The sequence below is a fragment of the Bacillota bacterium genome, from assembly GCA_013178305.1.
Taxonomy (GTDB): domain Bacteria; phylum Bacillota; class Sulfobacillia; order JABLXB01; family JABLXB01; genus JABLXB01.
Genome location: JABLXB010000002.1, coordinates 21,599 through 46,709 on the forward strand (window position 1 = coordinate 21,599; position 25,111 = coordinate 46,709).

Consider the following 25,111-nt stretch of genomic DNA (forward strand, 5'->3'; position numbering starts at 1 on the left):
GTGCAGATTCCTGATTTACTCTGCCGGTCGCTCGCGATGCCGGATGTCCTGCCCCCGGCGACACCGCTCGGACTCGTAGGCGGCCAGCACCGCGGCCACCGCCGCGCGGCCATCGTAACCATCGACGGACGGGCGACGGCCCTCCCTGATGGATGCCACGAACTCCATCAGCTGGAGGTCGAAACCGTCCGCTCCTTCCGGAATGGGGATCTCTTCGGGGCCATCGGAATCTGATGTGAGAAGATACGACTTCCCCCACGTGTTCAGGCGTATGGCCCCCTTCGTACCCGCTATCAGCGCCGCGCACTCCGTGGCGTGGCGGGGGAAGGTCCAGCTCTCGAAGACCGTCGCGTAGGCGCCATTCTCGAACTCCACCAGCATGACTCCGTTGTCTTCCCCGTCTATGGGATGGACGTACTGCCCCAACCTGGCCGTCACCCGCGCCGACCTGGAGTCGAAGAACCAGCTCAACCGGTCCAGCGAGTGGACACCGTTGTCCAGCAGGATGCCTCCTCCGGCCAGCCTGTTGTCTGCCAGCCACCCCGGGTAACCCGGGTAGAAGCCCGCCCAGGCGATCCAATCCTGGGCCATGATCGGCCTGCCGATGCGACCCGCCGAGATGAGCTGCTTCGCCGAAATGCTGGCAGGCCAGAAGCGGTGGGTCTGGCCGATCATGAGGCGTACCCCCGCACGCTCGCAGGCGTCGATCATGGCATCGCAGTCTTCCAGGGTTGTGGCCATGGGCTTCTCGCACAGGACGTGCCTGCCTGCCCTGGCGGCCTCTTCAACCACCTCCCGGTGCAGGGTATGGGGGAGGCATACGGTCACGGCATCCAGCGGCTTCTCGAGCATGGCCCTGTAATCGGTGAAGTAGGGGAGGCCCAGTTCCCTGCTGAGAGCAGCGCCCTGCGGAAACCGGTCGGCCAGTCCAACCACCTCTACATCTTCGATCCTGGACAGGGCAATGGCGTGCGCCCTGGCCATACGCCCTCCCCCAATAATGCCGACCCGTGTCTTCATACCCCGTTTATTGCCCTCCCCAGTAGAAAATGGTACAGGCGACGAGGCCGGCCCAGGCGATTGAGCTTCTCCTCGCCCGCGGGAGCCACCAGGCCCGCCGCCACCAGGTGGTTCAGGAGCCTGTTCGTGCTGCGCAGGGTGATGCCGAGGAGCGGGGCGATGTCATTTGCGCTGAATCTCTCAGCCCCGAGGCTGCGGACGCAACCGTATAACCTGTCCACCGCCGTTGCGCTGACCCCTGCAGCCTCCGCGGCCGCGAGCACGGCGGGTTCAATGTGCCTGAGCCCATACTCCACGCGGGATTCCAACCCGAGCGGACCGAGCACCCGCCGTTCCTCCGTGACCACAAAGCAGGCGTCGCCCCCGCAGCGCTTGGCATGCTGGAGGGCGACCCTTGCGTTAGTACCCGCCTGGTTGGCAGTGTACCCGAGGCCGACTCCCAGGCTTACGGTGGTGTTGAAATGATGTTTGATGTCGGCGATGAGGGGGGCGCGCGTAAAACAGTTCGAAGACTTCTCGAACATGCCCCGGGTAGTGAAGAACAGGAACTCATCGTTACCGATGAAGTTCATGCACCCGTCGATCTGTTCAACATAGCGGAGGAGTGCGGCGTGTATCTCCAGTTTCAGTTGCTGTACCCTGTGTTCCGAGGCGGCTCGTCGGGCTATGCCCTCAAAGTTGTCTATGTCCACGAGCCCCACCACTACCTGGCTCGCCTTGTCCCGGAGGCCCTGCCCTATAAGGGCAGCCTTCTCGAGAGCCTCCTTGATCGAAGACTTCGTGGGCAATACACGGACGCTCGGCACGCCTCGCCGCTCGAGTTCATGGTGCGCTGACCTCAGGCAGGTCACCGCCACTGAAGTGAGGCCTCGCCTGAACAAGTTCTCGTGGAAGTTCACCAGTTCGTCTTTATCTATCGCCGCGCGGTACTCCTTTGAGTACACCCCGGAGGCACTGACTCCGAGCTCGTGATAGACCTCCTCGACCGTTTCGCGGGAGAACGTATCGGTACTGAGCCGTGTTATGTCATAATGATCGTGAATCTGAAACAGGGCGCGATACAATCCCGTTCCCTGCAGAGAAACGTGAAGCGCTGGCAATCTGATATCTTCGCGGGCGAGGGTACGGTAGTAGGGCACGGGACCTGTGAACAGTACCATGTCTACCGCAGGAGGCAGCTGGCGGTATATCGCCGGCGCCTCGTCATCATCGCTGTACGGCATTCCTACAAGCTCGAGCGCTGGGATAAGCCTGCCTACGTCCAGTACCCTCGACACGAGGTCGTCCGGCCCAATGACGGCCACAACGGCGGGCCGGGCCTGCGCTACGTAGTCCTCATGGCTGTTTCCCGCGTCCACCTTCTCGTTCAACGGTTCCTTCAACGGTCATCACTCCAGGGGCACATTTGAGACATGACCTTTTTATGACCTAAATTCTTCGCCGCCGGCATGAGAAATCCTTTCGATGAGATGTGGTAGTTGGGGGATGGTTTTGGAGACGGATGAGTACCGGTCGCCGGAAGGTGAACGATGAGGTATGGCGCCAGCCCCTAGTTCAGGGCGGCGATGCCGTCCATTCTACCAAGCGACATTTCGCCGGCGTACTTACCCTTCCTGCAGTACACCCTTGGTGTTCTCAGGGATATCTTGCTGAGCAACTCGTTGAAGCCTGTGCCTGCGGCAATGGCCTGCTCGCGCGCCGTGATGCGCTCGCTTCCCTGGCTGCCTATATAGACAACGTTGTCGCCGGGCTCTACGCCCCCGGCGTCCGAAACGTCAATGATCGCCGTGTCAGCGCAGGCCGCCAGGAGCCTGCACCGCCTCCCGTTCACGAGAACGCAGCCCCGGTTTACCTGGGAACTCATCATCCCATCAACGATACCCATGGAAATGGTCGCGGTTGTCATCGGCGTTCTGACCCACTGCCTGGCGCCGTAGCCAACGTGCCATCCGGGAGGCAGGCTCTTGACCTGAATCACTCTTGTTACGCAAGAAAGGGCCGGCCGCAGCTCGAACGGTGGGTTGTCGACGCCGCACAGGCCGTATATGAGGTCCCCCACGCGGACGGCCGACTTGAACATCTCCGGGAAACGGCAAACAGCCGAACTCGAGGCCATGTGGATGAGGCATCCATCAGGGGGATTCACGCCGGCAAGGAAGGCGTCGAACCTCTCGAGCTGCCTCTGGTTTTGTTCGGAATCCTCTCCGGCCGCGCAAAGGTGCGTTGCAAACCCCTCGAGCTTGCACCCTTTCAGCGACTTCAAGGCCATGGCCACGGCGTGGCCCTCCTCGGGCATAAATCCCATGCGACCCATGCCCGTGTCCACCTTTATGTGGAACCTGGGGGGCCACGCCTGGCGGTTCCCGACCTTTCTGAGGTAGTCCAGGGTACGGAAGTCGGGGACGAAGAACGATGCGTTGATGGAGATCGCCATGTCGATCTCATCTGGTAGCATAGCCGTCATTATTATCAGGTCTACCTTCGAGGTGTCTATCCCCGCCTTCCTGAGCTGCGAGGCCTCGGTGAGTTTTGCAACCGTCAGGTGTCTGCATCCCATTTCGACCAGGACCCTGGCGAGGGCCACCGCACCATGCCCGTACGCGTTGCCCTTCAGAACCGGAATGACCTCGCTTGGAGCGACGTATCTGCAGACAGTCTCGTAGTTGAAAGCTATGTTGTCCAGGTTGATTTCGCAAAACGTGGTATGGCCACTCATACACGAATCCTCCACTGTGCCCAACGCCGGTTGAGAAATCTGGAGCTGGGTCGCCCGGGGCATCGACAACGCCTGGGTTTACCGGATGATGAGCTCGCCGTCCTTGAAAACCATCTGCCCATCGATCCACGCAGTCGGCTTCCAGTACACCATGTCAATGTGAATGGGGGCCTTGCTCACGCCTCCAAACCCCTCGTTGTTTCCCAGGGCCACGTGCCCCGTCCCGTATTTTCCTTCATCCTCGATTATGTTACCGATAAGCCTGGCCTTCGGGTTCAGGCCGAATGCGATCTCCGCGATGTTGTCGGCGTCGGGGTGCCCGACGCCCTCGATGATTTCGCGCAACCTCCGGGCTTCGGCGCCACCACTGATAGAGACGGCCTTTCCGCCTTTGACCTCGATCTTGATGGGCTCGCGCACAAGGCCGATCATCGAGCTCGAAGCGTCACAGACGAAGACCCCCTCGGTCGTTCCTTCCACGGGAGCGATGTACACCTCGACGCTAGCTCCCATCTTTTCCCCGGGGTTGTGGCATATGGCCGGATTCGCAACCGGCAACCGTCCCTCGATACTTGCGTGAAGGTCTGTCCCGGCCGGTGAGGTTATGCGTATAGACTTGCCCTCGGCCATTCTCGCAGCAAGCGCGTCGACCAGCGGCTTCTGTTTCAGGAAATCGCACTCGATAAGCCCGGTTATCAGAGTGTCCGGCCTGGCCTCGGATAGCGTAAAAACCCTGGTCCCGTACTCCTTTGTCGCGCGGATGGTGGCCCTGGTGTGGAATATCGTTCTCGAAGTGGGCGCGATGACGACATCCGCGGCGGTCATAGCTTGGGCCACCGGCGCCGGGGGCTCATCCCCGGGCTTGGAGAGCGGCCTGGTCAGGATGATGCTGAACTCGCCTCCGGCCGCATCCACTGCAGCAGCCAGGGCTGTAGCGATGGTGAAGTCCCTCCCTGTATCCGTGACGATGAGTACCCTTTCGCCGGGCCTCAGCCCGATGTTCTGCTCGACGATCTTGCGAGCTCCCCTGGCCATTTCGATAGGTAACACGAATGGATCCCTCCACTCAAATAGATAGGCGAACCGAAAAGTTGGCTCGGGCATGGAGGCCGGCCCGTCCATGGGAAGACCAGCCGGCCTCCAATACGCGCCGTCATTGCGAGTTCTACGCTTCGTCCAGTTTCCCGCGCAGGGCCTGGTCTATCACCGACGTGATGTCCTTGTTGGTCGGCGGGGTGAGCAGGCTGACCACTACCATCACGACTGTGGTGACGATCATGCCCCACACACCGCCATAGATCCCGAACACGGGGTCAAACTCGGGCCCGCCGAGGAGCATCTTGGCTCCGACGATCGTCCCTGCGGCCAGGCCGGCTATGACTCCCTGCTTGTTGGCGCGCTTCCAGAACAACCCCGCGACGGCGACGGGGAACAGCGTTGCGCTCAGGCTCAGGGAGAGCAGGGTTAGTAATACAACCAAGTATGTGTCTTTGGCGTAGTAACCGACCAGCATGCCACCAAGGAGGAAGACGGCGGTCCACACCTTTCCGGTTCCCACAAGCTTCGCCTGGGAGACCTGGGGGTTGATCTTCTGGTGGACATCCTTCGCCACGCTGGATGCCAGCGCCAGCGCCAGTGAGTCAACGGTTGACATGGAAGCTGCGAACAGTCCGACCACGATGAGCGCGCCAACCCACACCGGCAGGTAGCCCAGTATGAGGGTGGGCATGATAGCGTCGGCTTTCTCAAGGTTAGGGACAAGGAGCTTCCCGGCAAAGCCGTACAGCATGGCCGGATAGAATGTCAGTGTGGTGCCTATAGGGACTATGACGGCCATTGCAGCCAACGTCTTCCAGGTTTTGCACATGTAGAACCGGACCCAGTTCTGGATCCACATTATGCCCCCTAAAGCATCACACAGCATATATCCGAACCATGCCTGCGGGGTAAGGAGGCCCTTCGCGCCGGGCAATCCCAGCAAAGCAGGGTGTTTCTCGGCGATTCCCTTCATAACGCCCCCGACGCCCCCTACCTGCGGAAGGAGGTACGCCAGTCCAAACCAGATCGCCACGAGCATAATGAGGCCCTGGACCAGGTCGGTCCACACGACACCCCTGGCTCCGCCGGTGATCGAGTAGAATCCGACGGTGGCGATGAATATTACGGCGCCCCAGTGGAACGGTATGACGCCCCCCGTGAGTGTCTCCAGGGTTAGCGACACGGATTTAACCTGGGAGCCGATGTATGGCGCGAGCCCGAGGATCATCCAGAAGGCCATAACCATCCTAACCACGTCTGAGTCAAACCTGTGGGCAAAGAAGTCCCCCTGGGTCACGTAGTGAAACTTCTTTGCCAGCTTCCACATGGGGATGCCTATGACAAGGAACAGGAAGGCCCAGAGGAGGTTCGCCACGTTCGAATACCAGATGCCCATTCCGTGGGAATACACGAAGCCGGTGCAGCCAATGTACATGTACGCGCTCTGGTACGTGGCGTAGAAAGTGAACGCCATGAATATCAGCCCGAAGGATCTGTTGCCGAGGAAGTAGTCCTCCAGAGTCGTAGTCGTAGAACGGGCACCTCTCAGGCCGATGTACATGGAGATCGCTACATACGCGGCTACGGCGGACAGAATTAGAACTACGCGCGGTTCCATGGCTCACTTCCACCTCGCTTCGCCTGACTGATCCAGGATTATCCGATAGAAGATCCAGGCCGCGATGATGAAGTACAAAACGTTCAGGAACAGGATGTAGTTCAGTACCTGCCCCGGATACGTATTGAAGAACCCCAGAACGGGGAACTCATAGAGGATGCCGAACAGAACGACGATCACGAGGCAGATAGGCCACCACACGCCTTTCGAGTGCACGAACCGACTGGTACCGCTGCCTTCCATGCGAATGCCTCCTTTCTATGATTGCGACTGGACCCGGGAAAACGCGCCGTGTACCGTGCCGACTCAACACCCCCCTTCAGGCAATGGCAAGGTGGACTAAAGGACATTGTTCATTCAGTGCAAGTGCCATGCCAGACTCCCGTCGAGCGAAAAAGGCCGTCAGCCGGACATTGCCCTTTCCTGGTAGTCAGGTGATGTGTCCGATTGCGGAGACACTGTACGAGCTATCGCACAGTGTGGCGTGTGCGGTCGGACATCTTCTTGTAGAGGGTGCTCCTGGAGATCCCGAGGTATTTGGCCGCCTTGGAACGGTTGCCCCCGCACTCGTCCAGCGCCTTCATGATTATCCCTTCCTCGGCCAGCCTGAGCGTCCTGTGGAACGATAGACTGGGGTCACCAGCACCAGCATCAGGCTCTGACAACTCAAGGCCTGCCTTGTACTGGGTGATCTCCCTGGGCAGACTACCGGGTTCGATAACATCGCTGTTCCCTAAGGCAACCGCCCTTTCAAGGATGTTTTGGAGTTGGCGGACGTTGCCCGGCCACGGAAACTCAAGCAGCATTCTGTACGTGTCATCCGAAATGGAGCATCTGCGTCCGCAAACAGCTGAGAGGACCGTGAGCGCCGATTCGGCAAGGTCAATGATGTCCTGCTTTCTTTCCCGCAGCGGCGGTATTTCCAGGCAGAAGACGTTCAACCTGTAATAAAGGTCCGCCCTGAATGCTCCTTCTTCAACAAGAGTCCAGAGGTCGCGGTTGGTCGCGGCTATGATCCTCACGTCCACGCGCTCTCTCGCCACGCTACCTATGGGCTGGATCGTGCCATCCTCAATGGCATGAAGGAGCTTGGCCTGGCAGACCAGGTCCAGGTCCGATATCTCGTCCAGGAAAAGCGTCCCTCCGTCAGATTCCCTGAACCTTCCTTTTCGCCCGGTGCGCAAAGCGCCAGTGAACGAACCCGGCGCGTAGCCAAAGAGCTCGCTTTCGACCAAATTCTGAGGAATCGCTGCGCAGTTGAGCACCACAAATGGGCCGTCCCGCCTTGGCGACGCCTCGTGTATCGCCCGGGCAAACAGGTTCTTGCCGGTGCCACTCTCGCCGATGATAAGGATGTTCCCGCGAAGCGAAGCCATCTTGTCGGCCATGATCACGCATTGCCTTATAGCCTCGCTGCCCCCCTGTATCCTTGCGAAAGGTGAGCTACCTATGCTGGCCCTCGCACCCGTCCTTGCACGTCCCTGAAAGCTGACCAGCGGCACATCGGATGGCCAGTGGTCCTGAACCCCGGCGTCCTCCAGGATGATAGCCGCACCGTCTACGTTCGCGTCGGATACCACCGGGACTACTGAGAACTTCAGCGGGACTCCGTTCACCAGTCTGGTGTGGGGCACTATAGCCCCTCTTCGACCACTGAAAATCATGTTGAGGTCCTCTATGCTCAACCCCTCGGTACACACTTGCTCCAATTTGTTGCCCATGATCCCGATTTGGCTTTTCCCGGGCTCTTTTGCGGAGAAGAGGCCGCCCCGGAGGATATGGCCGAGATGTTCGCCACGGGCGGAATAGCCGGGAGCCTGGTAGAACTTCGTGCTGAAGTCCTTCGGATCGAGCGCGACCATGTGACCCACGGACACCTTGTATACGTAATCAAAGCGCTGCCCATCTACCTCGATAAATGCCCTTTTTTCACCCAACCGCACATCGGCAGCGATTAGGTGTTTTCGACCCGAGGAGTCAGTCATGGAACAGGTGAGAGCGAGAGGTTTCCCGCTGCTGTGCTGGCCCACCAACACCTCCGCTGAGCCTGGTTCGCCTCCGACGCGCCCTATGGCCACGAAAGGATCGCCGCTCCTTAGCACGCCGTTTCGAACGCCGATTATCTCCAGGTCGCCAGGCATGAGTTTGCCATCATCGGCTCCGAGACACGTATCGCACACGATACTGACGTCTCCATCGGCGCACCTCCCTGCTGGGTGCCCCGGCCCCTTCGGGGAATCGAGTCCAAGGAGGATCCTCGCCTGGCGATTACACAGGACGATTTTTCTGGAGCGATCGACTACAATGATGCCTTCATGGAGACTATCAAAGACGCTTGTCAAGAATCGACTCGAGTCATCGGACATCCCTTGCTATCCCCCTCCAGGATTGGGACGCCACCGCCGGCAACGATAAAGATGCCGTGGCATCCGCTTTGGCGATGAGCGATCTGCCGGTATCTCGCTACACGCGTCTTCGTCGGGTACCAGTCTAAGCGGAAGGTAGAAAGACTCTTGGGGCTGGGCCTGGTTGACGGTGTTTACTGCCACATTGATTCACCGTGGCCGGCGGGACTCCTGTCGGCAGATACTCAGCGGCTTTTGCGGGGGTCCGGGGTCGATGGCCTGCTAGTACTACTGCGTTAAGTGGCAGGAGATGGCGCCGTAGAGAATCACTGGATCATGATGACACGTACACAGCTTCAAGAATCGCGCTCACGGCTTGCGGCTTTCTTGGGGCCGATTCTGGCGAAACTTGGGCGTTCTGAGAGGCGGCATTGGGGCGCTTTCTGGGTCCAGGGTCTGCTGATGGAGGGGGGACGCAAGACAGCCGCTGGTTTGGACTGGCTCTCGATATGATTGACAGGGCGCTTGTCTTGCGGATTCCTGTGGGAGTAGTCACCGCGGACGCTGGCTATGGTGTAGTGGGTAAGTTTCGCACCGGCTTACGGCAGCGGCAGTTGAAATATGTTGTGGGCGTTCAAGAGAGCACCGGGGTATGGTTAACCGAGGAGACCAACAGTAAGCCAGCATACCAGGGGCGTGGACGTCCACGCAGACGGCGCTATGATTTGCCTGAACCGCAGTCGGTGTTGGAAGTAGCGAAGGCGCTTGGGCCTGGCTCGTGGCAACGCATAACGTGGCGGCAGGGTACAAAAGGCGACTTGACGAGCCGCTTCGCCGTAGTGAGGGCTCAGCCCTCATGCGGGCACGCGAATCATGAAGTGCGAGACGTCATGGGCTGGCTGTTGATCGAATGGCCGGAAGACACCACGGAGCCCACCAAGTACTGGGTGTCCAATCTTCCTGAGGATACACCCGTGCAGGAGTTAGTGTATTGGGCGAAGATCAGGTGGTGGGTTGAGCAGAACTACGAACAGTTGAAACAAGAGGTCGGGCTGGACCACTTCGAAGGTAGGACCTGGACAGGTTGGCACCATCACGTGACATTATGCATGATTGCGTTCAACTTCCTTGCCCTGGAGACGTTGCGCTACTGGGTGGACCCTGCCCAGAGTGAGACGCGAACTCCAGAGGATGCTAATTGAGATATTCGGTTTTTGCCCGCTATGCATGAGAACGTGCAGAGTCAAACCACATACTTAACGCAGTAGTACTAAGCCCAAAGTGGCGAGTTCCGCCTCATATAGATACAAACGTGATCGCTTGCCCGGTAGTTTTCGGTTGGGGCAATTGCCGAGGCTATCGTCTAGGGAGCTTCAAGGTCACTTGCAGTGGGAGACAGTACGCGGTCGAGATAAGCAAGCCCAAGGGCTATCGTCATTTCAAGTGGCGCTATACCGACATTGATGTTGGCGCCTCAGCGTGTCATTTCTGGTTGGGTCTGAAGCACCAGGACATCGACTGCACTATTCGAGTGATGGCCGATGCGGATAGAGCGGTGTGGGAGTTCATCACTGATGACGTGGTTAGTGGTGCGCGCAACGCGCTGTTTGCAGCTGTCTCGTGACGTTACACATGTGGTAATATTGAGGAGCGCAGCTGCCAAACGGAGTCCCATAGTGCTGCCCCGCGCCGGCAGCGAGTGAGGTGGAGTGTCGTGAAGTCCTCTCGAGAACCCGCCAGCGCCCTGACCCACCTTATCGGGGCCCTCCTTTCTATAGGCGGTTTGGTAGCCCTGATCTACAAAGGCGCTGTCTACGGGACGGCCTGGCACGTGGTCTCCTTCACCGTTTTCGGCGTCAGCTTGATCTTGCTGTATACCGCCAGCACGCTCTACCATGGTCTGGCGCTATCGGCAAGGGCCAGGCTCGCGCTCCGCAAGCTCGACCATATGATGATCTTCCTCCTGATCGCAGGTACATACACACCGTTCTGCCTGGTGCCTTTGCGGGGGGCTTGGGGGTGGCCTCTCTTCGGGGTCGTTTGGGGCTGCGCCGCGCTCGGAATGATTGTGAAGTTGTTCTGGATGAATGTGCCTCGCTGGCTGTCTACCGGCTTCTACCTGCTCATGGGATGGCTTGTGCTTGTGGCGGCCTATCCCCTGTCTCGGGCGGTAACAACAGCTAGCCTGGCCTGGCTTGTGGCCGGCGGCCTCCTCTACACGATAGGCGCCGTATTCTATGCGGCAAAGTGGCCCAGTCCCTGGCCAGGCAGGTTCGGCTTCCACGAAATCTGGCACCTGTTTGTCATGGCGGGGAGTTCTGCCCATTTCGTAGCCGTACTCGCCCTCGTGTAACTATCGAGTGCGCTGTTCGGTTGACGGCTGATGCGGATAGAGCGGTGTGGGAGTTCAACACGCGGCCTGTCTCTTTCCGACCGTCAGTTGCGCAAGCATTTCCTTGCTCAGAGCGCTGCGCCTTTCGAGACCGCGAGCCGCATTTTTTCGACGTACGCCTCCGGTATTGGATTCAGGCCTCCGGCGCTCAGCGCAAGGAATCCGACCTGAGCCCCTTCTTCTACGTAGATAGCCGCTGCCATTGCCTTCTTCATGTCTGGGGCTACGCATATGACGCCGTGGTTCTGCAGGAGCACCGAAGAGCCCTTGCCCAGCGCTTTCACGGCGACGTCCGCGAGTTCATTCGAACCCGGCAGCGCGAATGGTGCAACCGGAACCGGGCCACCAGCAAAGACAAGAGGCACGGTAACGACCGGAAGAGGCCTGTTAAGGACCGAAAACACGGTTGCGTAGACCGAATGGGTGTGGATTACCGCCATCACATCCGGTCTCGCCCTGTAGATCGCCGTGTGCATCGGCGTCTCAGAGGAAGATTTGTGTTTCCCCTCCACGACCTCCCCGGAGACGGTGACCACGGGGATGTCTTCCGTCTTGAGCGTTTCGTAGGGCAGCGACGTAGGTGTGATAGCCACGTAACCTGTTGCGCTGTCTCTTGCTGAGATGTTCCCCGAGGTGCCCCTAATGAGCCCCAGCCTGCTCATCTCCAGGGCCGCTTTAAGAACCGTCTCCCGAACCTCCGACAGGATCATGTTCATTCCTCCCAGTCTACCAGCAGATAATCTCGTTCTTGACGCCGGTCCCCTTCGCATGGTCTTCGACGGCCTCAACGACATCATCCAGGCTGTAGGCTCCGGTCACGAAGTCTTCGGCTGTGATAACGCCGCGGCATATCATGTCGAACGCCATCGAAACGTGTCTCGGTGTGGTATGGAAGAGGCCCTTGAGCGTGAGCTGCGAATAGTGCATCAGCTCGGTGCTGAGCGTGATCGTCGTGCCGCTCTTACATCCCCCGAACAGAACCACCGTCCCGCCCTTCCTGGCCATCAGGATGGTCTTTTCCCATATCTCCGGTAGCCCTACGGCTTCTATAGCGACGTCCACGCCTCTTCCTTCCGCAGTAAGATCCCTCACCGCCTTGACCTGGTCATCTACCTTCGAGGCGTTGATGGTTTCCGCGGCCCCCAGCTTCTTCGCGACTGCCAGTCGTTCCTCGGAAAGGTCGCAGCAGATGACTCTGGCACCCTGAGATGCCGCGCAGCGCAATAACATCAGCCCGATCGGACCCGCTCCGTTGACCACCACCGTGTCGGCAAGTCTAATGCCCGCCCCGTCAGCGCCGTACACTGCGCAGGCCAAAGGCTCGAGGAGAGCCGCCGCGCGGAAGGACAGGCCGTCCGGCATTTTGAACATGTTCTTGTTAACAATGGGAGCCGGGACCTTCACGTATTGCGCGAACGCCCCCTCAAGCCAGGTTCCGTTCGCGCACATGCTCGTGTCTCCTACCTTGCAGTAGTAACACGCGTTGCACGGAGCGCTGTTGTGCGTCGCTATCCTGTCGCCGACTTTGAACTTCGTTACCCCGGGCCCGGTCTCTACGATTGTACCGGAACACTCATGCCCGAAGAGCCCGGGGCCTTTCCGCATGGGATGGCCTCTGCGGAACGTCTTTACGTCGGTTCCGCACGTCAAGGCGGATTCCACCTTGATGATGACCTCACCCGGACCGGCCTTTGGCTCGGGAATCTCCTCGATCCTTACATCCCCCGGCCCGTAGAACATGGCTGCCTTCATGACTTACTGCTCCTCTCTCCCGACAATTCCCTGATCCCCCAGGGTATAGGCTCTCACCCTGCCGGTTCACCCAACCCCGACTGGATGATCCGGCATATTGCGGGATTGCGCCTGAGGCGTTCAATTTCTTCGCTCGTGAGGGGAGAAGGCCGGTCTCGTTCCGCGTCGACGAGGCACAAGAAGCCGAATGGCTCTGGACCCGCGTTCACAAGCTGGTGCGGGGTCCCGGGGGATATGTAAATGACATCCATGAACCCGACATCCCAGCACTCCTCCCCCACGATGACCCTACCCTTGCCCCTCACCCCGACGACGACATGCGAGTGAACGTGCTTCTCAAGGCTCGAGTACCCTCCGGGTGCCACCTCGAAGTACCTCAGGTGAAACGCCACCTTCTCCGAGTAGCCCGCCAGTATCATCCGTGAAATACCGGACCATCCGCCGTTTTCGGACTTGTACCGTTCCACACGGACGCCATCCCAGGTGAAATCCGGTGAGAACGTGTATTTCCGGGACTCGGCGCGCAGCCTTTCCATCTCGCTCGAACCTACGTCGCAGTCACAGCTGCTTTGCGCACAGGCCATCGACAAATCCTCCCATCACTCGAAGAGCACCATCGCCTTTATGACGTCACCGCCCTGTGCCATGTCGCTGTACGCCCTCGCAACCTGGCTGAACGGATAGCGGTGCGTGACGAGGTCCTGTGCGCGCACCACACCGCACTCGATCAGCCGCAGCGCCTCGCGGGTATCGTTGGGTCCACACGAGTAGCTCGGGATAATAGTGATGTCGTTGAAATACAGCGAATGTGGCTCAATCTCCATCGTTTCGCCCGGCGGTGCGGGCGCAAACATCACCACGGTCCCGCCCCTCGCAACACACGAAATACCCGAACGAATGGCTGCCGTGCTGGGAGGTCCTGTTATGACCACATCGGCGCCGATGCCCCTGGTCAATCGCCGGACCACATCCCCCGGGTCCTCCGCTGACGGGTCTACTACGGCATCGACCCCAAGCGATTGCGCCAGTTGCCTGCGTGCCGGCACGTAGTCCGATGCCACCACCAATCCCGCACCATACCTCCGCGCGAGGAGGCACAGAATCTGGCCCATCACCCCGAGTCCGATGACCAGTACGGCGTCGCCCTGGCTGATTGCTGATCTCCGGATAGCCTGAACGCAACAGGCAACCGGTTCGACGAGCGCCCCGTCCTCAAAAGTCACGCCCTCCGGCAATACCAGCGTATCGGACAGGTTCTGTGCGGGCACCCTGAAGAACTCCGCCATGCCGCCCGGGTCGAGGTGCGAGTTCTTCCATTCGTGGCACATCGAGTAGTCCCCATGACGGCAGTAGTGGCACTGGAAGCATGGGGCGTGATGGTGGACGAAGACTCTGTCCCCCACCTTGAATCCCTGAACCTCGCTACCGGCCTGGCTAATCACCCCGGCAGGCTCGTGTCCCAGAACCAGCGGTGCTTTCTTCCGAATGTACCACGGCATGACGTCACCGGAGCAGATCCCACTCGCCTGTGTCTTCACGAGGATCTCGCGGGGGCCTATGGCCGGGACCGGCGCGTCCTCGATTCGTATGTCGTCGAAATCGTAAATCCTGGCTACCTTCATTCTCCACGCCCCTCCGGTTTCTCGAGGAGCGCCCTGGCGGTACTCACTATCTCCTCGATGGTTTTTGCTTCACCCAGTCCGGTGAGGAGGGAATGAGCTCTCACCACGGGAACATCCAGCTGCCACGGGATCTGGGTGGTGGATACCACGAGGTCGGCTCCCGACGAGGCGCTCCTGGCCTCGGAGGTCCGCGCCTTGTGCAGAGTTGCCGGGATCTGGTGGCGGGCGAACAGGTCCTTCAACTTGCTCATAACCATCGTCGAAGTGGCGATTCCAGTTGCGCATACGACGATCACCTTAAGACGGCGCTGTTCAGCCACGTTCATGCCCCCTTCGAGCCGCTAATGGGCCCACGCAGTTAGGACAGGCAACGGGACAGCAGGCCGAAAGCCTGTTCCGCGCTGCTGTAATCCGCTATTTCCTTGAGAACGCCCTGGTCGTGTATTACGTCCATGACCTTCCGAAGGGCCTCTACCTGCTGTTCGGGTTCTGCCACCGCAAGAAGAAACACCACGGTAACGTCCGTGGACTTCGCGGGTTCATCCATCCTGGAAAATCTGACCGGGCGGCCGAGCACGCCGACGCATAGGGAGGTTCTCACAACGTGCCCGGCATCCGCGTGAGGTACGGCCACGTTGATTTCGCCGGCTTCAAGGCCGGTCGGATACTCCCTCTCGCGACTTATGACGGCGTTCACGTAAGTCTCGCGCACAAATCCCTTCAAGAGGAGTACACGAGCCAGGAGTCTCACTACTTCCTCCCAGCTTTCAGCTCCAGGAAGCAGCACCACTTGATCAGGTTCGAGGACCCATATCATGACGGTCACCTCGCAGTCGCGCGCGGCCGGGGCCCACAGTGAGGCCCCGGCAAACCACGCGCGGTCAAGCACGGCACGGACTCTACGTCCCAGCGATAATCTGGGCGATCTTCACCAGGGCGATGCCGATCCAGTGAAGGCCAGTGCCCAGTTGTGTGATGGTGGTAGCGCCCTCGGGGAGCTTATATCCCGCCTGAACGCCAACTTGCGTGACCAGCGGCGCGAACCATGTTGCTCCGTAGAGCGCGATGATCATGAAGATGGTACCGTTGATCACGCCGCGCACTATGTTACCGCGGCCGAATGCCAGCCCGAAGATCATGAAGAACGGCATTGCCGCAAGATCGACGAAGGGCAGCACCTTGTTGCCCGGTAGTATTACGGCAAGCGCGAGGGTAATCGGGATCATAATGAGAGCCGTGGACATAGCCGCTGGATGGCCGATCGCGAGCGCCGCGTCCATCCCGATGTACACGTCACGCCCCGCGAAGCGCTTACTGAGCAGCTCCTTCGCAGCCTCAGATATCGGCACCAGACCTTCCATGAGAAGCTCCACCATCCTTGGGAGGATGAGCAATGTGGCTCCCATATTCATGGCCAGATTGCCGATGTCCTTGAGATTGAAACCCGCCAGTAGTCCGATGACCGCCCCAAGGATGAAGCCCATGATGGGTGGCTCTCCGAGCGGCCCGAAGCGGTCCTTGATCGAGGCCGGGTCCGCGCTCAGTTTCCCAACAACCGGTATCCTGTCAACAACCCTGTCGATGAGGTACGCTATGGGAGCCAACTCTGTGACGGACCCGGTGGTGCATGATACACCGGGCAGATCGAATACCTCCTGGTATGCTGGGGCAGTCCAGTCCGCCAGCTTGAGGTAGATGACCGAGTACAGGCCACCAGCAACCAGACCGAGTGCAGGGCTTTTCGTGACGGCCACCGTGAGCGCAGTCACGTAGGCATAGTGCCAGATGTTCCAGATGTCTATGTTGAGTGTTTTCGTCCAGCGCATCCCGAGGAGCACAAGATTGAGACCAACCGCTACCAGTATAACGACGGCCGAAAGGGGCAACGCCCAGGTTATGGCGGCCGCCACCGGCCAGCCCATATCGACTGCGGTCAGCTGAAGGCCGAACCTCTTCACCATGGCCTGGGAAGCACCCGACAGGGCCCCCCACATTAACCCTACCAAGAGGTTTATCCCGATGAAGCCGAAGCCAACGAACAAGCCGGATCGAATTGACCGCGACAGCTTCTGCCCAAGTACAAGACCAAGCACTGTAATAATAATCGGCATCATGAGCGATGGGCCAAGACCCAACACGTACTGTATAATGTCGAAAAGACCCTTCATCACTGCACCTCCTCCTGACGATTAGACTGATCGGGTTCGGGCGCGGTTCACTCCACGCCCATCTGTTCCCTACCTGCCCGCTACCGCCCCCCTTTCACGCTCGAGCCGGTTGTCCTCCTGCAACACGCCGCGTGCCGTGAACTCGTCGGTCACCAGGACGTTTATCAACCGCCCCCTCAACGCCCCCAGGACCGTCAGCACCTTTGTTGCCCCGCCTGCCACAGCGATCACGTGAGGGATTGCGCGGAGTTCGTCAAGGCTTATTGCCACCGTGCGCCCCTGCAACCCACCGACCGGCCTGCCGTCGATGTCGAAGTGGCGTCCCATGAGGTCCCCCACAGCGCCCTCGTCCCGTAGCCGGGACACGGTAGCCTCGTCTACATATCCGATCTGGTAGAACGTTGACTGCGGTCCAATGTCGCCAAGGCCCGTCAGGACATGGGTGGCGCCGCGGGCGCGCTTCATCACCTCGGCGATGAATGTGTCACCGAGTAGCGCCCTGCACGTGTTCTCACTATCAACGTACACGGGTGCATACAGGAAATGCCTTTTGCCCCCGAGAATCTCCGCGATCTTATAAGTGATTTCGTACGGATTGATATCCGCTATCCCCTGAGTGAGACCTCCGGTCATCTGTATCACCGAGAAGTCCTTAATCTGCCTTGGCCTTATAAAGAACACCACCTCGGAGAGAGTGGTGCCCCAGGTGACACCGAGCCGGTCCCCTGGGCCGAGGACGGACTGGAGGTAAGCCGCGCCAGCCTTGCCGAGAACCCGCTTCAACATAGCGGGATTGGAGGGCGAGGGCACCACTGAGGCAGCCTTCAATCCGAACCGCGCCCTGAGTTGCTCCTCCAGGCGGACACACGGGGCGAGCGGATGGACAACCCGGATCTCGACGACTCCAGTGTCACGCGCTTCTTTCAGGAGGCGCGTGATTTTCAGGCGTGACACTCCGAGTCGGTCCGCCACTTCCTGCTGGGTCAACCCTTCCTCGTAGTAAGCCCACGCCGCGCGGAGCAAGAGGTTCCCATCGTCGCCCCCGTCATCCCGCAGGGTGGTGGTAGCCCGGCCTGCCTGTTCGCTATCCCGCCGCATGTTGAACATTTGTTTATCCTCCTCATCAAATGGTATTCGACGAGACCCCTCGGAAGTCCTCCTACGACACGCACTCTCCACTTCGAGATACCTGATCAGAGTGCGAGAGCGCCCTGGGGCACCGCTTTGAGGCACAATCACGGGCGAGGCCGGAGAACTTACTTGAACATTGCGCCCATCTTCTACAACAAATGTTCGCACGGGTGGCTGTGGCGTAACGTGCCCGGAGCGTGATGCAGGTGATGACCGAGCAAACGTCAAACAACCCGGGGGGCAGGAGGGATGTATGTGGATACCATTACGATAGAACAGAGAGAGGGTTTCTTTGCCGACAGCATAGCGGCTCTCGCCGAAATTCTCGACGTGTTGCAGAGCAAGCCCGCACTCAATATCAGGGAACTGAAACCCGAAAACACGGTGCTGGTAATCGTGGATGTAGTGAAGGGCTTCTGCGTAAAGGGAAACCTGTTCAGCCCGAGGATAAAAGCTCTTGTCTCGGAAGTGGAAAGGGTAATGAGGCTCTGCAAAGAGCATGGTATCCAGGTGATATGCTTTGCGGACAGCCACCCAAAAAACTCTCCCGAATACAAAACCTATCCCGAACACTGTGGCGTGGGCACCGAAGAGAGCGAATTGGTGGATGAACTGAAAGCCATCGGTGGATACAGGCTCTTTCTCAAGAATTCCACTAGCGGCTTCCTGGAAAAAGAATTCCAGGAGTGGCTGGAGGCAAATGCGCAGATCACCAACATGATTGTAGTGGGAGACTGCACGGATATTTGCGTGGAACAGTTCGCAAGCACTGCAAAGGCTTACTACAATATGAAAAACGTCGGGGCAAGGATAATCGTACCAATGGATACGGTTGAAACGTTTGACCTGGGAGCGCACAATGCGCGGTTGATGAATACCGTTGCTTTCATGATAATGGCGGGTAACGGTGTCGAGCTGGTACAGACCGTACAATAGTGGGCGTAGGGCGCGCTTGTAATCCCCTTGACCAGGTCTTTTATGCCCAGATGAACGTGGCAGTTGAGAAATTCCCCGGGGTGGGTATCGACATAAGCAGCCGCCAGTGGTTCCCTTCGGAGTTGAGACCAGCATGGCAGCTGCCGATCAGAGCTTGCCACTTCGGCACAGATACCGGGAGACGGCTTGTACATACGCAAAATATAGTACAACGCGCTGACCTGGGTCACGCCGGCGAACTCCGGGCGAGGCGTGAGGCCGGACCGACAGGGATTTCGTAGAAGCGCCAAGCTTTATAGCGCGGGCTGCAGGGAGAAGCGATTTGCTCACATCGATGTTGAGGCTCTTGATGACCAGGTCCATACGGCCATTTGAGTTGAAACGGGCCAGAAACGTCAGGTATCCGTTTGACATGCCTGAGTTTGGTGTCTACGTGCACGTGCCATTCTGCAAGGTGCTGTGTCCGTTTTGCCCATATTACAAAGAAAAGTATGATGCCCGCCTGCGCAAAGACTTCGTCGAAGCGCTTCTCTCCGAAATTGAGATGAACAGCCCCAACACGGTAACTCGAGCTGAGAGCTTGTACTTCGGTGGGGGAAGCCCTGCTTTGTTGGGCAAAGACCTCATCACTGTCGTTGAGGCACTCAAACGTCACTACCAGGTGCCTGCCGCGGGACTGGAGCTTCATCCAGACGACGTCCGTCCCGAGACATTGCCCATCATTAGGGCTGCTGGTTTCAACATGGTGAGCATAGGCATTCAGTCCTTCAGCGACGAGTTGCTCGGAAGACTGGGGCGCCATGAGGTAGACGGGCAACGCAAGGTCCATATGCTACAGGACAATGGTTTCGAGGCAGTAGATGTCGATCTGATCTTTGGAATACCAGGCCAGACGGAATCCAGCCTCCGCAGGGACTTCGAGACAGCGGTAGACTGCGGAGCAACCCAGGTGTCTGCATATCCCTTCATCGATTTCTCCTGCGCGGAGAACCAGCACAAGCCGCTATCACGCTTTCACAAGAAACGCATGCTCGATTGCCTGTGCAATGCCGCAGCAAGAGTAGGGTTTGAACGGCTATCCGTCTGGACGTTTCGAAAAAGGGGAACCAGGCAGTACTCGTCGGTAACGCGTGACGCATTCATCGGATATGGGCCGAGTGCAGTGTCTCTGTCCAGGACGACGTTCACCGCAAACGTGTTTTCTGTGGATGAATACGTCAAGTCGGTCAGGGACGCTCTTGCCCCAACCGCTCTCAGGCTGGACTTTACCAGGACAGCCCGGTACTCTTACTGGCTTTTCTGGAATGCTTACAACCTGCGGATCTCGTCTGACCGCTTCCGCGATCTCTTTGGAGAGGAACTATCCAGGTACTATGGGTTTGAACTCTGGTTAGCAGACAGGCTCGGGCTGCTGGAGAAAACATCTGATGGCTACGCTCTTAGTTCACTTGGTGCATACTGCTTTCACCTCTTGGAGCAGCACTACACCCACCAGTACATTGACAAGGTGTGGAGCGCCTGTCTCCAGGACCCGTGGCCCGAAGCCGTGACCTTGTTTTAGGGCAGTCGTATTGTCGGTATCCGGAATTCACAGCGATGACCGCAAACCGGTGGGGTTGCCGGTCCAGGGAATGGCCGGCAACCCCTTTCTACTCTCTTACCGGCGCTCGGGCTCGGGATAAGCGAAACGCCCGCCTCCTGAGAACTACAGGCGACTGGCTCCCCTCAGCAGCGCAAGCGACACGGGCCGCTCGTCCAGCGGGTACGACCATTCGTGACGCGAGGAAGCCCGGTCAACGACCACCGGCCGGCGTAGAACGCCGTCGCGCTCTATCTCCTCGGCCAAGTCAGCAAGATGGCGTTCGTCTACCTGCTCGTGTGCCCTGAGCGCCGCCGACTCAACCAGGGCGAATGCGTAGTGGACGGTGCCGACTACTTGAGGAACGGCCTCATATCCAGCCATCTTGGGGCAGACAGCTCCCTTCATACCTTCGGCAGGTCCGCCAACGCCCTGTCTATCTCATCCTGGGGATGCTCGTAGTCCTGCAGTCTACCTGCAGCGTAGGCCTCGTAGGCAGCCAGGTCGAAGTGCCCGTGGCCACTCAGCCCGAATAGAATCGCAGGCTCCTTGCCGGTTTCTCTGGCCTCCAGCGCCAGATCGATCGCCGTTCGTATTGCGTGTGCGGATTCCGGGGCCGGCAGTATCCCTTCAGTACGGGCGAACGTGGTGGCGGCTTCGAACACGGGAATCTGTTTGACGGCCCTCGCTTCGATCAGCCCGTGATGGTATAGCGCGCTCACCAACGGCGACTCACCGTGGTAACGCAAGCCCCCTGCATGGATCCCGGCCGGCACGAAAGCGTGGCCCAGCGTATACATCTTGGCCACCGGGGCCACGCCGGCGGTATCACCGAAGTCGTACGCATACACGCCGCGGGTGAGGGTCGGACACGCAGCGGGCTCGACCGCGATGAACCTGGGCCCGTTGAGTGTTCCCCCAGTCCGCATACATTCGAGCACAGGTTTGAGGAACGGGAACGAGAGCCCGGCGAAGTTGCTGCCGCCGCCGCAGCATCCAACGACGAAATCGGGTTCATCCCCCGCCATGGCCATTTGCTGCTGGGCCTCCAGGCCTATGACAGTCTGGTGCAGCAGCACGTGGTTCAGAACGCTCCCCAGCGAGTACTTGGTGTCGTCGTGTGTCGCCGCGTCCTCCACTGCCTCGCTGATCGCGATACCCAGGCTTCCGGGCGAATCCGGATCCTTGGCGAGTATTGAGCGGCCAGATTGCGTCTTGTCACTCGGACTCGGCGTTACTTCCGCGCCATAGACCTGCATGAGCGAACGCCTGTAGGGCTTCTGTTCGTAACTCACTCGCACCATGTATACCGAGCAATCGAGCCCGAACAAGGAACACGCCATCGCAAGCGCGGACCCCCACTGCCCCGCCCCTGTCTCTGTGGACAGTCGCCTCGTCCCTTCAAGTTTGTTGTAATAGGCCTGGGCAACAGATGTGTTCGGCTTGTGACTGCCCGCCGGGCTCACGCCCTCGTACTTGTAGTAGATCCTGGCAGGCGTGCCCAGAGCGGCTTCGAGTCGCCTCGCGCGGAAGAGGGGCGTAGGCCTCCACAGTCTGTAAACGTCCAGGATCTCGCCGGGGATGTCGACCGAGCGACTTGAGGAAACCTCTTGTTCGATGAGAGCCATCGGAAACAGCGGGGCCAGGTCTTGCGGACCGATGGGTTTGAGAGTCGCAGGATGCAGTGGCGGATCGAGCTGGAATGGCAGGTCCGGTACGATGTTATACCATGCCGTGGCCATCTGTTCTTCTTTGAGAATGAACTTGGTCGTCGCGTCTCGCATCTTGTCTCGCTCCTTTCGAGTGCCCTGATTACAGCACCCCGAAGACTGGCCGATGGCTTGGCAGTGGCCCCACAGCACACCAAAACAAATAACCCGTCCCATAGGGGACGGGTTGACCGCGGTGCCACCCCGCTTAGTCCTGGAATCCCGCTGCTCTGCACGGGTCCTCCAGGCCTCGCTCGCTTCAGGTACGGGGCAACGAGTGCCCTTATACCCTCTCCCTTTATCGGCGGATCTCCGGCAGGTCCTACTCCGCACTTTCGGGCCCGCGGTTCACAGGTCCATTCAGTCGCTCCTCCCGGCGTCGGGCTCGCACTGTCCCCGGCTCGCTTTTCCGGCGGTGTTGCGCCTACTAGTCCTGATCATTACCTGTGCCTGTATCAAGTTGGCGATATCCTATCACGCATGTAGACCGTCCGTCAAGGATCGGTCGGCTCTATTGTGGTCGGACAGTGATATTGTCACCCTGTGAGCGGACTGAGAATGTGTCAAAGGGGGCACGCGGAGTCCGGCGGGCGCTCCCGAAAGCGTAGACTCTGCCTACAAGTCTGCCCCGCATGCGTTGTCTTGGCCGACGAACCAACCGCAAGGGTGGTCCCTACCTACAGATGGATGCCGCAGGTGTGGGTTCTGCCTACAGATAGACGCCGGCAATGTGGCCCTGCCGACAGAACCGCCGCGACAGTGTTGTTCCCACGCACATTTCGGCAAGTTGGCCCCCGCGACACCTTCCGGCCGGGCGCTTAGGGATCGCGCCCACAGCAAGGCAAATCCACCCGGGGCGTGAACTCCTCTCTGTGAGGGGCGGCCGGTATTCCGAGGCAGCGGTCCCTGAAAAGTCGGGCTGCTACCGGGATCGTTTCGTCATCAACCAACTCAGAGTACAGGTCGCAGGTCTCCTCAAACTTGTTTGCTCCAAGGAGGGCCAGGGATGGAAAAGGTGAACATGGCCCAGAAGTTTGGGCTATTCGCAGACTACTGGAAACCCAGGATCGCCGGTGAGTTGAACGACTCTTACGTTAAGCTGGCCAAGCTAAAGGGTGAGTTCATTTGGCATCACCACGACAATGAAGACGAACTGTTCTTCGTCGTTAAAGGAGAACTGGTGATCCGCCTGAAAGACGGGGAATTCAACCTGCAAGAAGGGGAGTTCCTGATTGTCCCCAAAGGCGTTGAGCACTTGCCCGTCGCCGATGACGAGGTATGGGTGATGCTAATTGAGCCGAAATCCACCCTCAACACCGGCAACGTTAAGAACGAAAGAACAGTCGAGCACGTGGACCGAGTCTAGGAACCGCTCGAGTCCTTGGCTACGCTGGACAGTAGCTTTTGCAGTTTAGCTTCGTTCACTATTTCGTGCGTCAAGAACCTCCCGATCTAGTCTTCTGTGTCCTATGGCACAGCAGATGTGTTCGCTTGCGATGTTTTCAGCGTTAAGCGTTATGATCCCGATTTCCTCGACTACACTAATCCCCTCCTTGCCACTGCACAGGCGGGGCCGGCGGTCGCCGCCAGCGGGTCAGCCCTCGCCTGCCTGAGATTCCCTACTGACTCTCTGAATGAACTGGTACAGGGTCTCACCCACCATGGCCCCGAATATGCGGTGAAAGTGGAAGGGCGAAAAGCAGGCTATCCTGGCAAGGCTGATTCTCCTGCAACATCGCCCCCTCTTCACATACACCTCTCAATGACACTGAGCATCAGTATCAATGCTTCACCCTTGGTAAGCGCCTGCTTGGGGCGGAATGTGTGGTCAGGGTATCCTCTGACCAGCCCCTCGCTATATGCGATGGCCAGCTTACTCGTGTCGAATGCCTGACTGTAGTCACCGAATGCAACCGCCGCGGCGAGCCTCTCCCGTTCCGACGCATCCCTTCCCCTGACCATCCCCGTATAATGAAGCAACTTGACCAGGCCGGCGACCGCCACATCACGAGGTACGGTGTCGCCCTGAACCAGGCCGAAAGTGTACGAGTGTACGACTTTCTGATCGCTTATTCCAAGGGTCGACCTTAACACTTCACTCCACTGTTCCACGCTCACAGCCGCGTTCAATCTCTCGTCATTTCCAACTCTTCCATCCGTCAGAATGGATTCGGCAGTCTTGAGCGCCACGAGCTTCCTCTGCAACCTCTCCCGGTATCGCTGCAGTTCGGCATCAACCCACCCAACACGGACAGGTACGGCCGGCTCTTGTTTGTCGCGCTCTCCGGTACTGCTATAGGTGACGTTGTACTTCGTGACAACACGGTAAACCATAGAAATGGCCTCTGCCACTGTAAGCCTTTCCTTGGGCCTGAAGTACTCAACTGTCCTTGAGTCTACCAATCCCGCACTGTAGGCTGTGCGTACAAGTGCGTTCTGGCGGTCGCTTACAGCTTGCAGATCCTTCAGCGCCTTTGCGGGTTCCAGCTCTTCTGCGGTGCTGTACCCCCTGAGGTATTGGAGCGATAGCAGTTTCACCATGCCACCCACCGCGTCCTCACGGGCGATTTCGTCTCCGGTCGCCAGGTCATGCACATACATGTCCAGCAGTCGTTCCTTGCTGTCAGCGGGCAGCTTCAGGACGGCGTTCAACAAGACGGCCCAGTACTCGGCCTTGATCGGCTGGTCCAGGTACTCTTCGTTCAATATGTAGTTTCGTATGATACTCTTATCATGCTCACTGATGCCGTCATACTGGCTGTCCGTCCCCGCTATGGCAACTATCCTTTGCTTGAATTCCGCCAGCTCATCATATACCCAGTGCTTCTCCTTTTGCGGTAATTCAGTCACGACAACCGGGCTGTCGGCTGGCACCTGGACCGGGCTACTCAGGGCTTCAGCGACTACGGCTACGTGTAGCTCGCGAGAGTCACTGCCATTGGCGAGGACCGAAAAGGCGCTAACACTCAAGAGCAGCATGGTGCATAGTACAACGCTCAGTCCTTTCCCCAGTCTCAACAATCACACCCCCAGATCTGCAGATCCCACCGGACTACATGACTACATGTGAGAGGTTCTCGAGCCT

Annotated in this window: 23 protein-coding genes; 5 read left to right on the plus strand and 18 right to left on the minus strand. The window is 58.9% G+C overall.

Features of this window, described 5'->3' with window-relative positions; translation table 11 throughout:
• Window positions 1-15: 15 nt before the first annotated feature.
• The 7 genes from HPY55_05480 to HPY55_05510 form a co-directional block, all read right to left on the minus strand.
• Window positions 16-1,020, minus strand: a complete 1,005-nt coding sequence (locus HPY55_05480; protein ID NPV70080.1) for a Gfo/Idh/MocA family oxidoreductase — start codon at window positions 1,018-1,020, stop codon at window positions 16-18.
• Complete coding sequence (locus HPY55_05485) at window positions 1,017-2,402, minus strand: hypothetical protein (GenBank protein NPV70081.1); 1,386 nt, start codon at window positions 2,400-2,402, stop codon at window positions 1,017-1,019. The genes HPY55_05480 and HPY55_05485 overlap by 4 nt, the downstream gene beginning before the upstream one ends.
• 167 nt (window positions 2,403-2,569) lie before the next feature.
• Complete coding sequence (alr, locus tag HPY55_05490) at window positions 2,570-3,736, minus strand: alanine racemase (GenBank protein ID NPV70082.1); 1,167 nt, start codon at window positions 3,734-3,736, stop codon at window positions 2,570-2,572.
• A 78-nt stretch (window positions 3,737-3,814) separates the two neighbouring features.
• Window positions 3,815-4,786, minus strand: coding sequence for an aminopeptidase (locus HPY55_05495; GenBank protein NPV70083.1), 972 nt, complete (start codon window positions 4,784-4,786; stop codon window positions 3,815-3,817).
• A 115-nt stretch (window positions 4,787-4,901) separates the two neighbouring features.
• Window positions 4,902-6,392, minus strand: coding sequence for a sodium:solute symporter family protein (locus HPY55_05500; GenBank protein ID NPV70084.1), 1,491 nt, complete (start codon window positions 6,390-6,392; stop codon window positions 4,902-4,904).
• 3 nt (window positions 6,393-6,395) lie between these two features.
• On the minus strand, window positions 6,396-6,635 hold the full coding sequence (locus HPY55_05505; GenBank protein NPV70085.1) for a hypothetical protein: 240 nt from the start codon (window positions 6,633-6,635) through the stop codon (window positions 6,396-6,398).
• A 224-nt stretch (window positions 6,636-6,859) separates the two neighbouring features.
• Complete coding sequence (locus tag HPY55_05510) at window positions 6,860-8,758, minus strand: sigma 54-interacting transcriptional regulator (GenBank protein ID NPV70086.1); 1,899 nt, start codon at window positions 8,756-8,758, stop codon at window positions 6,860-6,862.
• 488 nt (window positions 8,759-9,246) lie between these two features.
• Between HPY55_05510 and HPY55_05515 the strand changes: the two genes are divergently transcribed.
• Both HPY55_05515 and HPY55_05520 read left to right on the plus strand, forming a co-directional pair.
• Window positions 9,247-9,939 carry an IS701 family transposase gene (locus HPY55_05515; protein ID NPV70087.1) on the plus strand — a complete coding sequence of 231 codons (693 nt, stop codon included), beginning with the start codon at window positions 9,247-9,249 and terminating at the stop codon, window positions 9,937-9,939.
• 512 nt (window positions 9,940-10,451) lie between these two features.
• A complete protein-coding gene (locus HPY55_05520; GenBank protein NPV70088.1) occupies window positions 10,452-11,090 on the plus strand; it encodes a hemolysin III family protein in 639 nt (212 codons plus the stop codon).
• Window positions 11,091-11,197: 107 nt separating this feature from the next.
• Here the strand turns inward: HPY55_05520 and HPY55_05525 are convergent, their stop codons facing one another.
• From HPY55_05525 to HPY55_05560, 8 genes are all read right to left on the minus strand, one after another.
• Complete coding sequence (locus HPY55_05525; GenBank protein ID NPV70089.1) at window positions 11,198-11,839, minus strand: class II aldolase/adducin family protein; 642 nt, start codon at window positions 11,837-11,839, stop codon at window positions 11,198-11,200.
• Window positions 11,840-11,855: 16 nt separating this feature from the next.
• A complete protein-coding gene (locus HPY55_05530; GenBank protein ID NPV70090.1) occupies window positions 11,856-12,881 on the minus strand; it encodes a zinc-binding dehydrogenase in 1,026 nt (341 codons plus the stop codon).
• A gap of 53 nt (window positions 12,882-12,934) precedes the next feature.
• Window positions 12,935-13,465, minus strand: coding sequence for a cupin domain-containing protein (locus HPY55_05535; protein NPV70091.1), 531 nt, complete (start codon window positions 13,463-13,465; stop codon window positions 12,935-12,937).
• A 15-nt stretch (window positions 13,466-13,480) separates the two neighbouring features.
• Window positions 13,481-14,503, minus strand: a complete 1,023-nt coding sequence (locus HPY55_05540; GenBank protein NPV70092.1) for an alcohol dehydrogenase catalytic domain-containing protein — start codon at window positions 14,501-14,503, stop codon at window positions 13,481-13,483.
• Window positions 14,500-14,823, minus strand: a complete 324-nt coding sequence (locus HPY55_05545) for a PTS sugar transporter subunit IIB (GenBank protein ID NPV70093.1) — start codon at window positions 14,821-14,823, stop codon at window positions 14,500-14,502. Before HPY55_05545 ends, HPY55_05540 begins: the two co-directional genes overlap by 4 nt.
• 38 nt (window positions 14,824-14,861) lie before the next feature.
• Window positions 14,862-15,392 (minus strand): PTS sugar transporter subunit IIA, encoded by a 531-nt coding sequence (locus HPY55_05550; protein ID NPV70094.1) that lies wholly within the window; start codon window positions 15,390-15,392, stop codon window positions 14,862-14,864.
• Between the two features lie 10 nt (window positions 15,393-15,402).
• Complete coding sequence (locus tag HPY55_05555) at window positions 15,403-16,674, minus strand: PTS galactitol transporter subunit IIC (GenBank protein NPV70095.1); 1,272 nt, start codon at window positions 16,672-16,674, stop codon at window positions 15,403-15,405.
• Window positions 16,675-16,740: 66 nt separating this feature from the next.
• Window positions 16,741-17,778, minus strand: a complete 1,038-nt coding sequence (locus tag HPY55_05560; protein NPV70096.1) for a sugar-binding transcriptional regulator — start codon at window positions 17,776-17,778, stop codon at window positions 16,741-16,743.
• A gap of 273 nt (window positions 17,779-18,051) precedes the next feature.
• Here HPY55_05560 and HPY55_05565 point away from each other — a divergent pair, with 273 nt between their 5' ends.
• A complete protein-coding gene (locus HPY55_05565) occupies window positions 18,052-18,738 on the plus strand; it encodes a cysteine hydrolase (protein ID NPV70097.1) in 687 nt (228 codons plus the stop codon).
• A gap of 322 nt (window positions 18,739-19,060) precedes the next feature.
• Entirely contained in the window at window positions 19,061-20,299 is a 1,239-nt protein-coding gene (locus tag HPY55_05570) for a radical SAM protein (protein NPV70098.1), read from the plus strand.
• Window positions 20,300-20,443: 144 nt separating this feature from the next.
• Here HPY55_05570 and HPY55_05575 read toward each other — a convergent pair whose 3' ends face one another.
• Window positions 20,444-20,725 carry a hypothetical protein gene (locus HPY55_05575; GenBank protein ID NPV70099.1) on the minus strand — a complete coding sequence of 94 codons (282 nt, stop codon included), beginning with the start codon at window positions 20,723-20,725 and terminating at the stop codon, window positions 20,444-20,446.
• Window positions 20,722-22,101, minus strand: coding sequence for a TrpB-like pyridoxal phosphate-dependent enzyme (locus tag HPY55_05580; GenBank protein ID NPV70100.1), 1,380 nt, complete (start codon window positions 22,099-22,101; stop codon window positions 20,722-20,724). Before HPY55_05580 ends, HPY55_05575 begins: the two co-directional genes overlap by 4 nt.
• A gap of 931 nt (window positions 22,102-23,032) precedes the next feature.
• On the opposite strand from HPY55_05580, the gene HPY55_05585 reads away from it, so the two are divergent.
• The gene (locus tag HPY55_05585) at window positions 23,033-23,392 is read left to right on the plus strand and encodes a cupin domain-containing protein (protein NPV70101.1); all 360 of its coding nucleotides are present in this window, start codon (window positions 23,033-23,035) and stop codon (window positions 23,390-23,392) included.
• 380 nt (window positions 23,393-23,772) lie between these two features.
• Here HPY55_05585 and HPY55_05590 read toward each other — a convergent pair whose 3' ends face one another.
• The gene (locus HPY55_05590) at window positions 23,773-25,044 is read right to left on the minus strand and encodes an S-layer homology domain-containing protein (protein ID NPV70102.1); all 1,272 of its coding nucleotides are present in this window, start codon (window positions 25,042-25,044) and stop codon (window positions 23,773-23,775) included.
• Window positions 25,045-25,111 lie beyond the last annotated feature (67 nt).

Coding starts and splice junctions, on each gene's coding strand:
- HPY55_05480 (NPV70080.1), bottom strand. CDS start 1,020: ATGAAGACACGGGTCGGCATTATTGGGGGAGGGCGTATGGCCAGGGCG.
- alr (NPV70082.1), bottom strand. CDS start 3,736: ATGAGTGGCCATACCACGTTTTGCGAAATCAACCTGGACAACATAGCT.
- HPY55_05500 (NPV70084.1), bottom strand. CDS start 6,392: ATGGAACCGCGCGTAGTTCTAATTCTGTCCGCCGTAGCCGCGTATGTA.
- HPY55_05505 (NPV70085.1), bottom strand. CDS start 6,635: ATGGAAGGCAGCGGTACCAGTCGGTTCGTGCACTCGAAAGGCGTGTGG.
- HPY55_05510 (NPV70086.1), bottom strand. CDS start 8,758: ATGTCCGATGACTCGAGTCGATTCTTGACAAGCGTCTTTGATAGTCTC.
- HPY55_05515 (NPV70087.1), top strand. CDS start 9,247: ATGATTGACAGGGCGCTTGTCTTGCGGATTCCTGTGGGAGTAGTCACC.
- HPY55_05525 (NPV70089.1), bottom strand. CDS start 11,839: ATGATCCTGTCGGAGGTTCGGGAGACGGTTCTTAAAGCGGCCCTGGAG.
- HPY55_05530 (NPV70090.1), bottom strand. CDS start 12,881: ATGAAGGCAGCCATGTTCTACGGGCCGGGGGATGTAAGGATCGAGGAG.
- HPY55_05535 (NPV70091.1), bottom strand. CDS start 13,465: ATGGCCTGTGCGCAAAGCAGCTGTGACTGCGACGTAGGTTCGAGCGAG.
- HPY55_05540 (NPV70092.1), bottom strand. CDS start 14,503: ATGAAGGTAGCCAGGATTTACGATTTCGACGACATACGAATCGAGGAC.
- HPY55_05560 (NPV70096.1), bottom strand. CDS start 17,778: ATGTTCAACATGCGGCGGGATAGCGAACAGGCAGGCCGGGCTACCACC.
- HPY55_05565 (NPV70097.1), top strand. CDS start 18,052: ATGTATGTGGATACCATTACGATAGAACAGAGAGAGGGTTTCTTTGCC.
- HPY55_05575 (NPV70099.1), bottom strand. CDS start 20,725: ATGAAGGGAGCTGTCTGCCCCAAGATGGCTGGATATGAGGCCGTTCCT.
- HPY55_05580 (NPV70100.1), bottom strand. CDS start 22,101: ATGCGAGACGCGACGACCAAGTTCATTCTCAAAGAAGAACAGATGGCC.
- HPY55_05585 (NPV70101.1), top strand. CDS start 23,033: ATGGAAAAGGTGAACATGGCCCAGAAGTTTGGGCTATTCGCAGACTAC.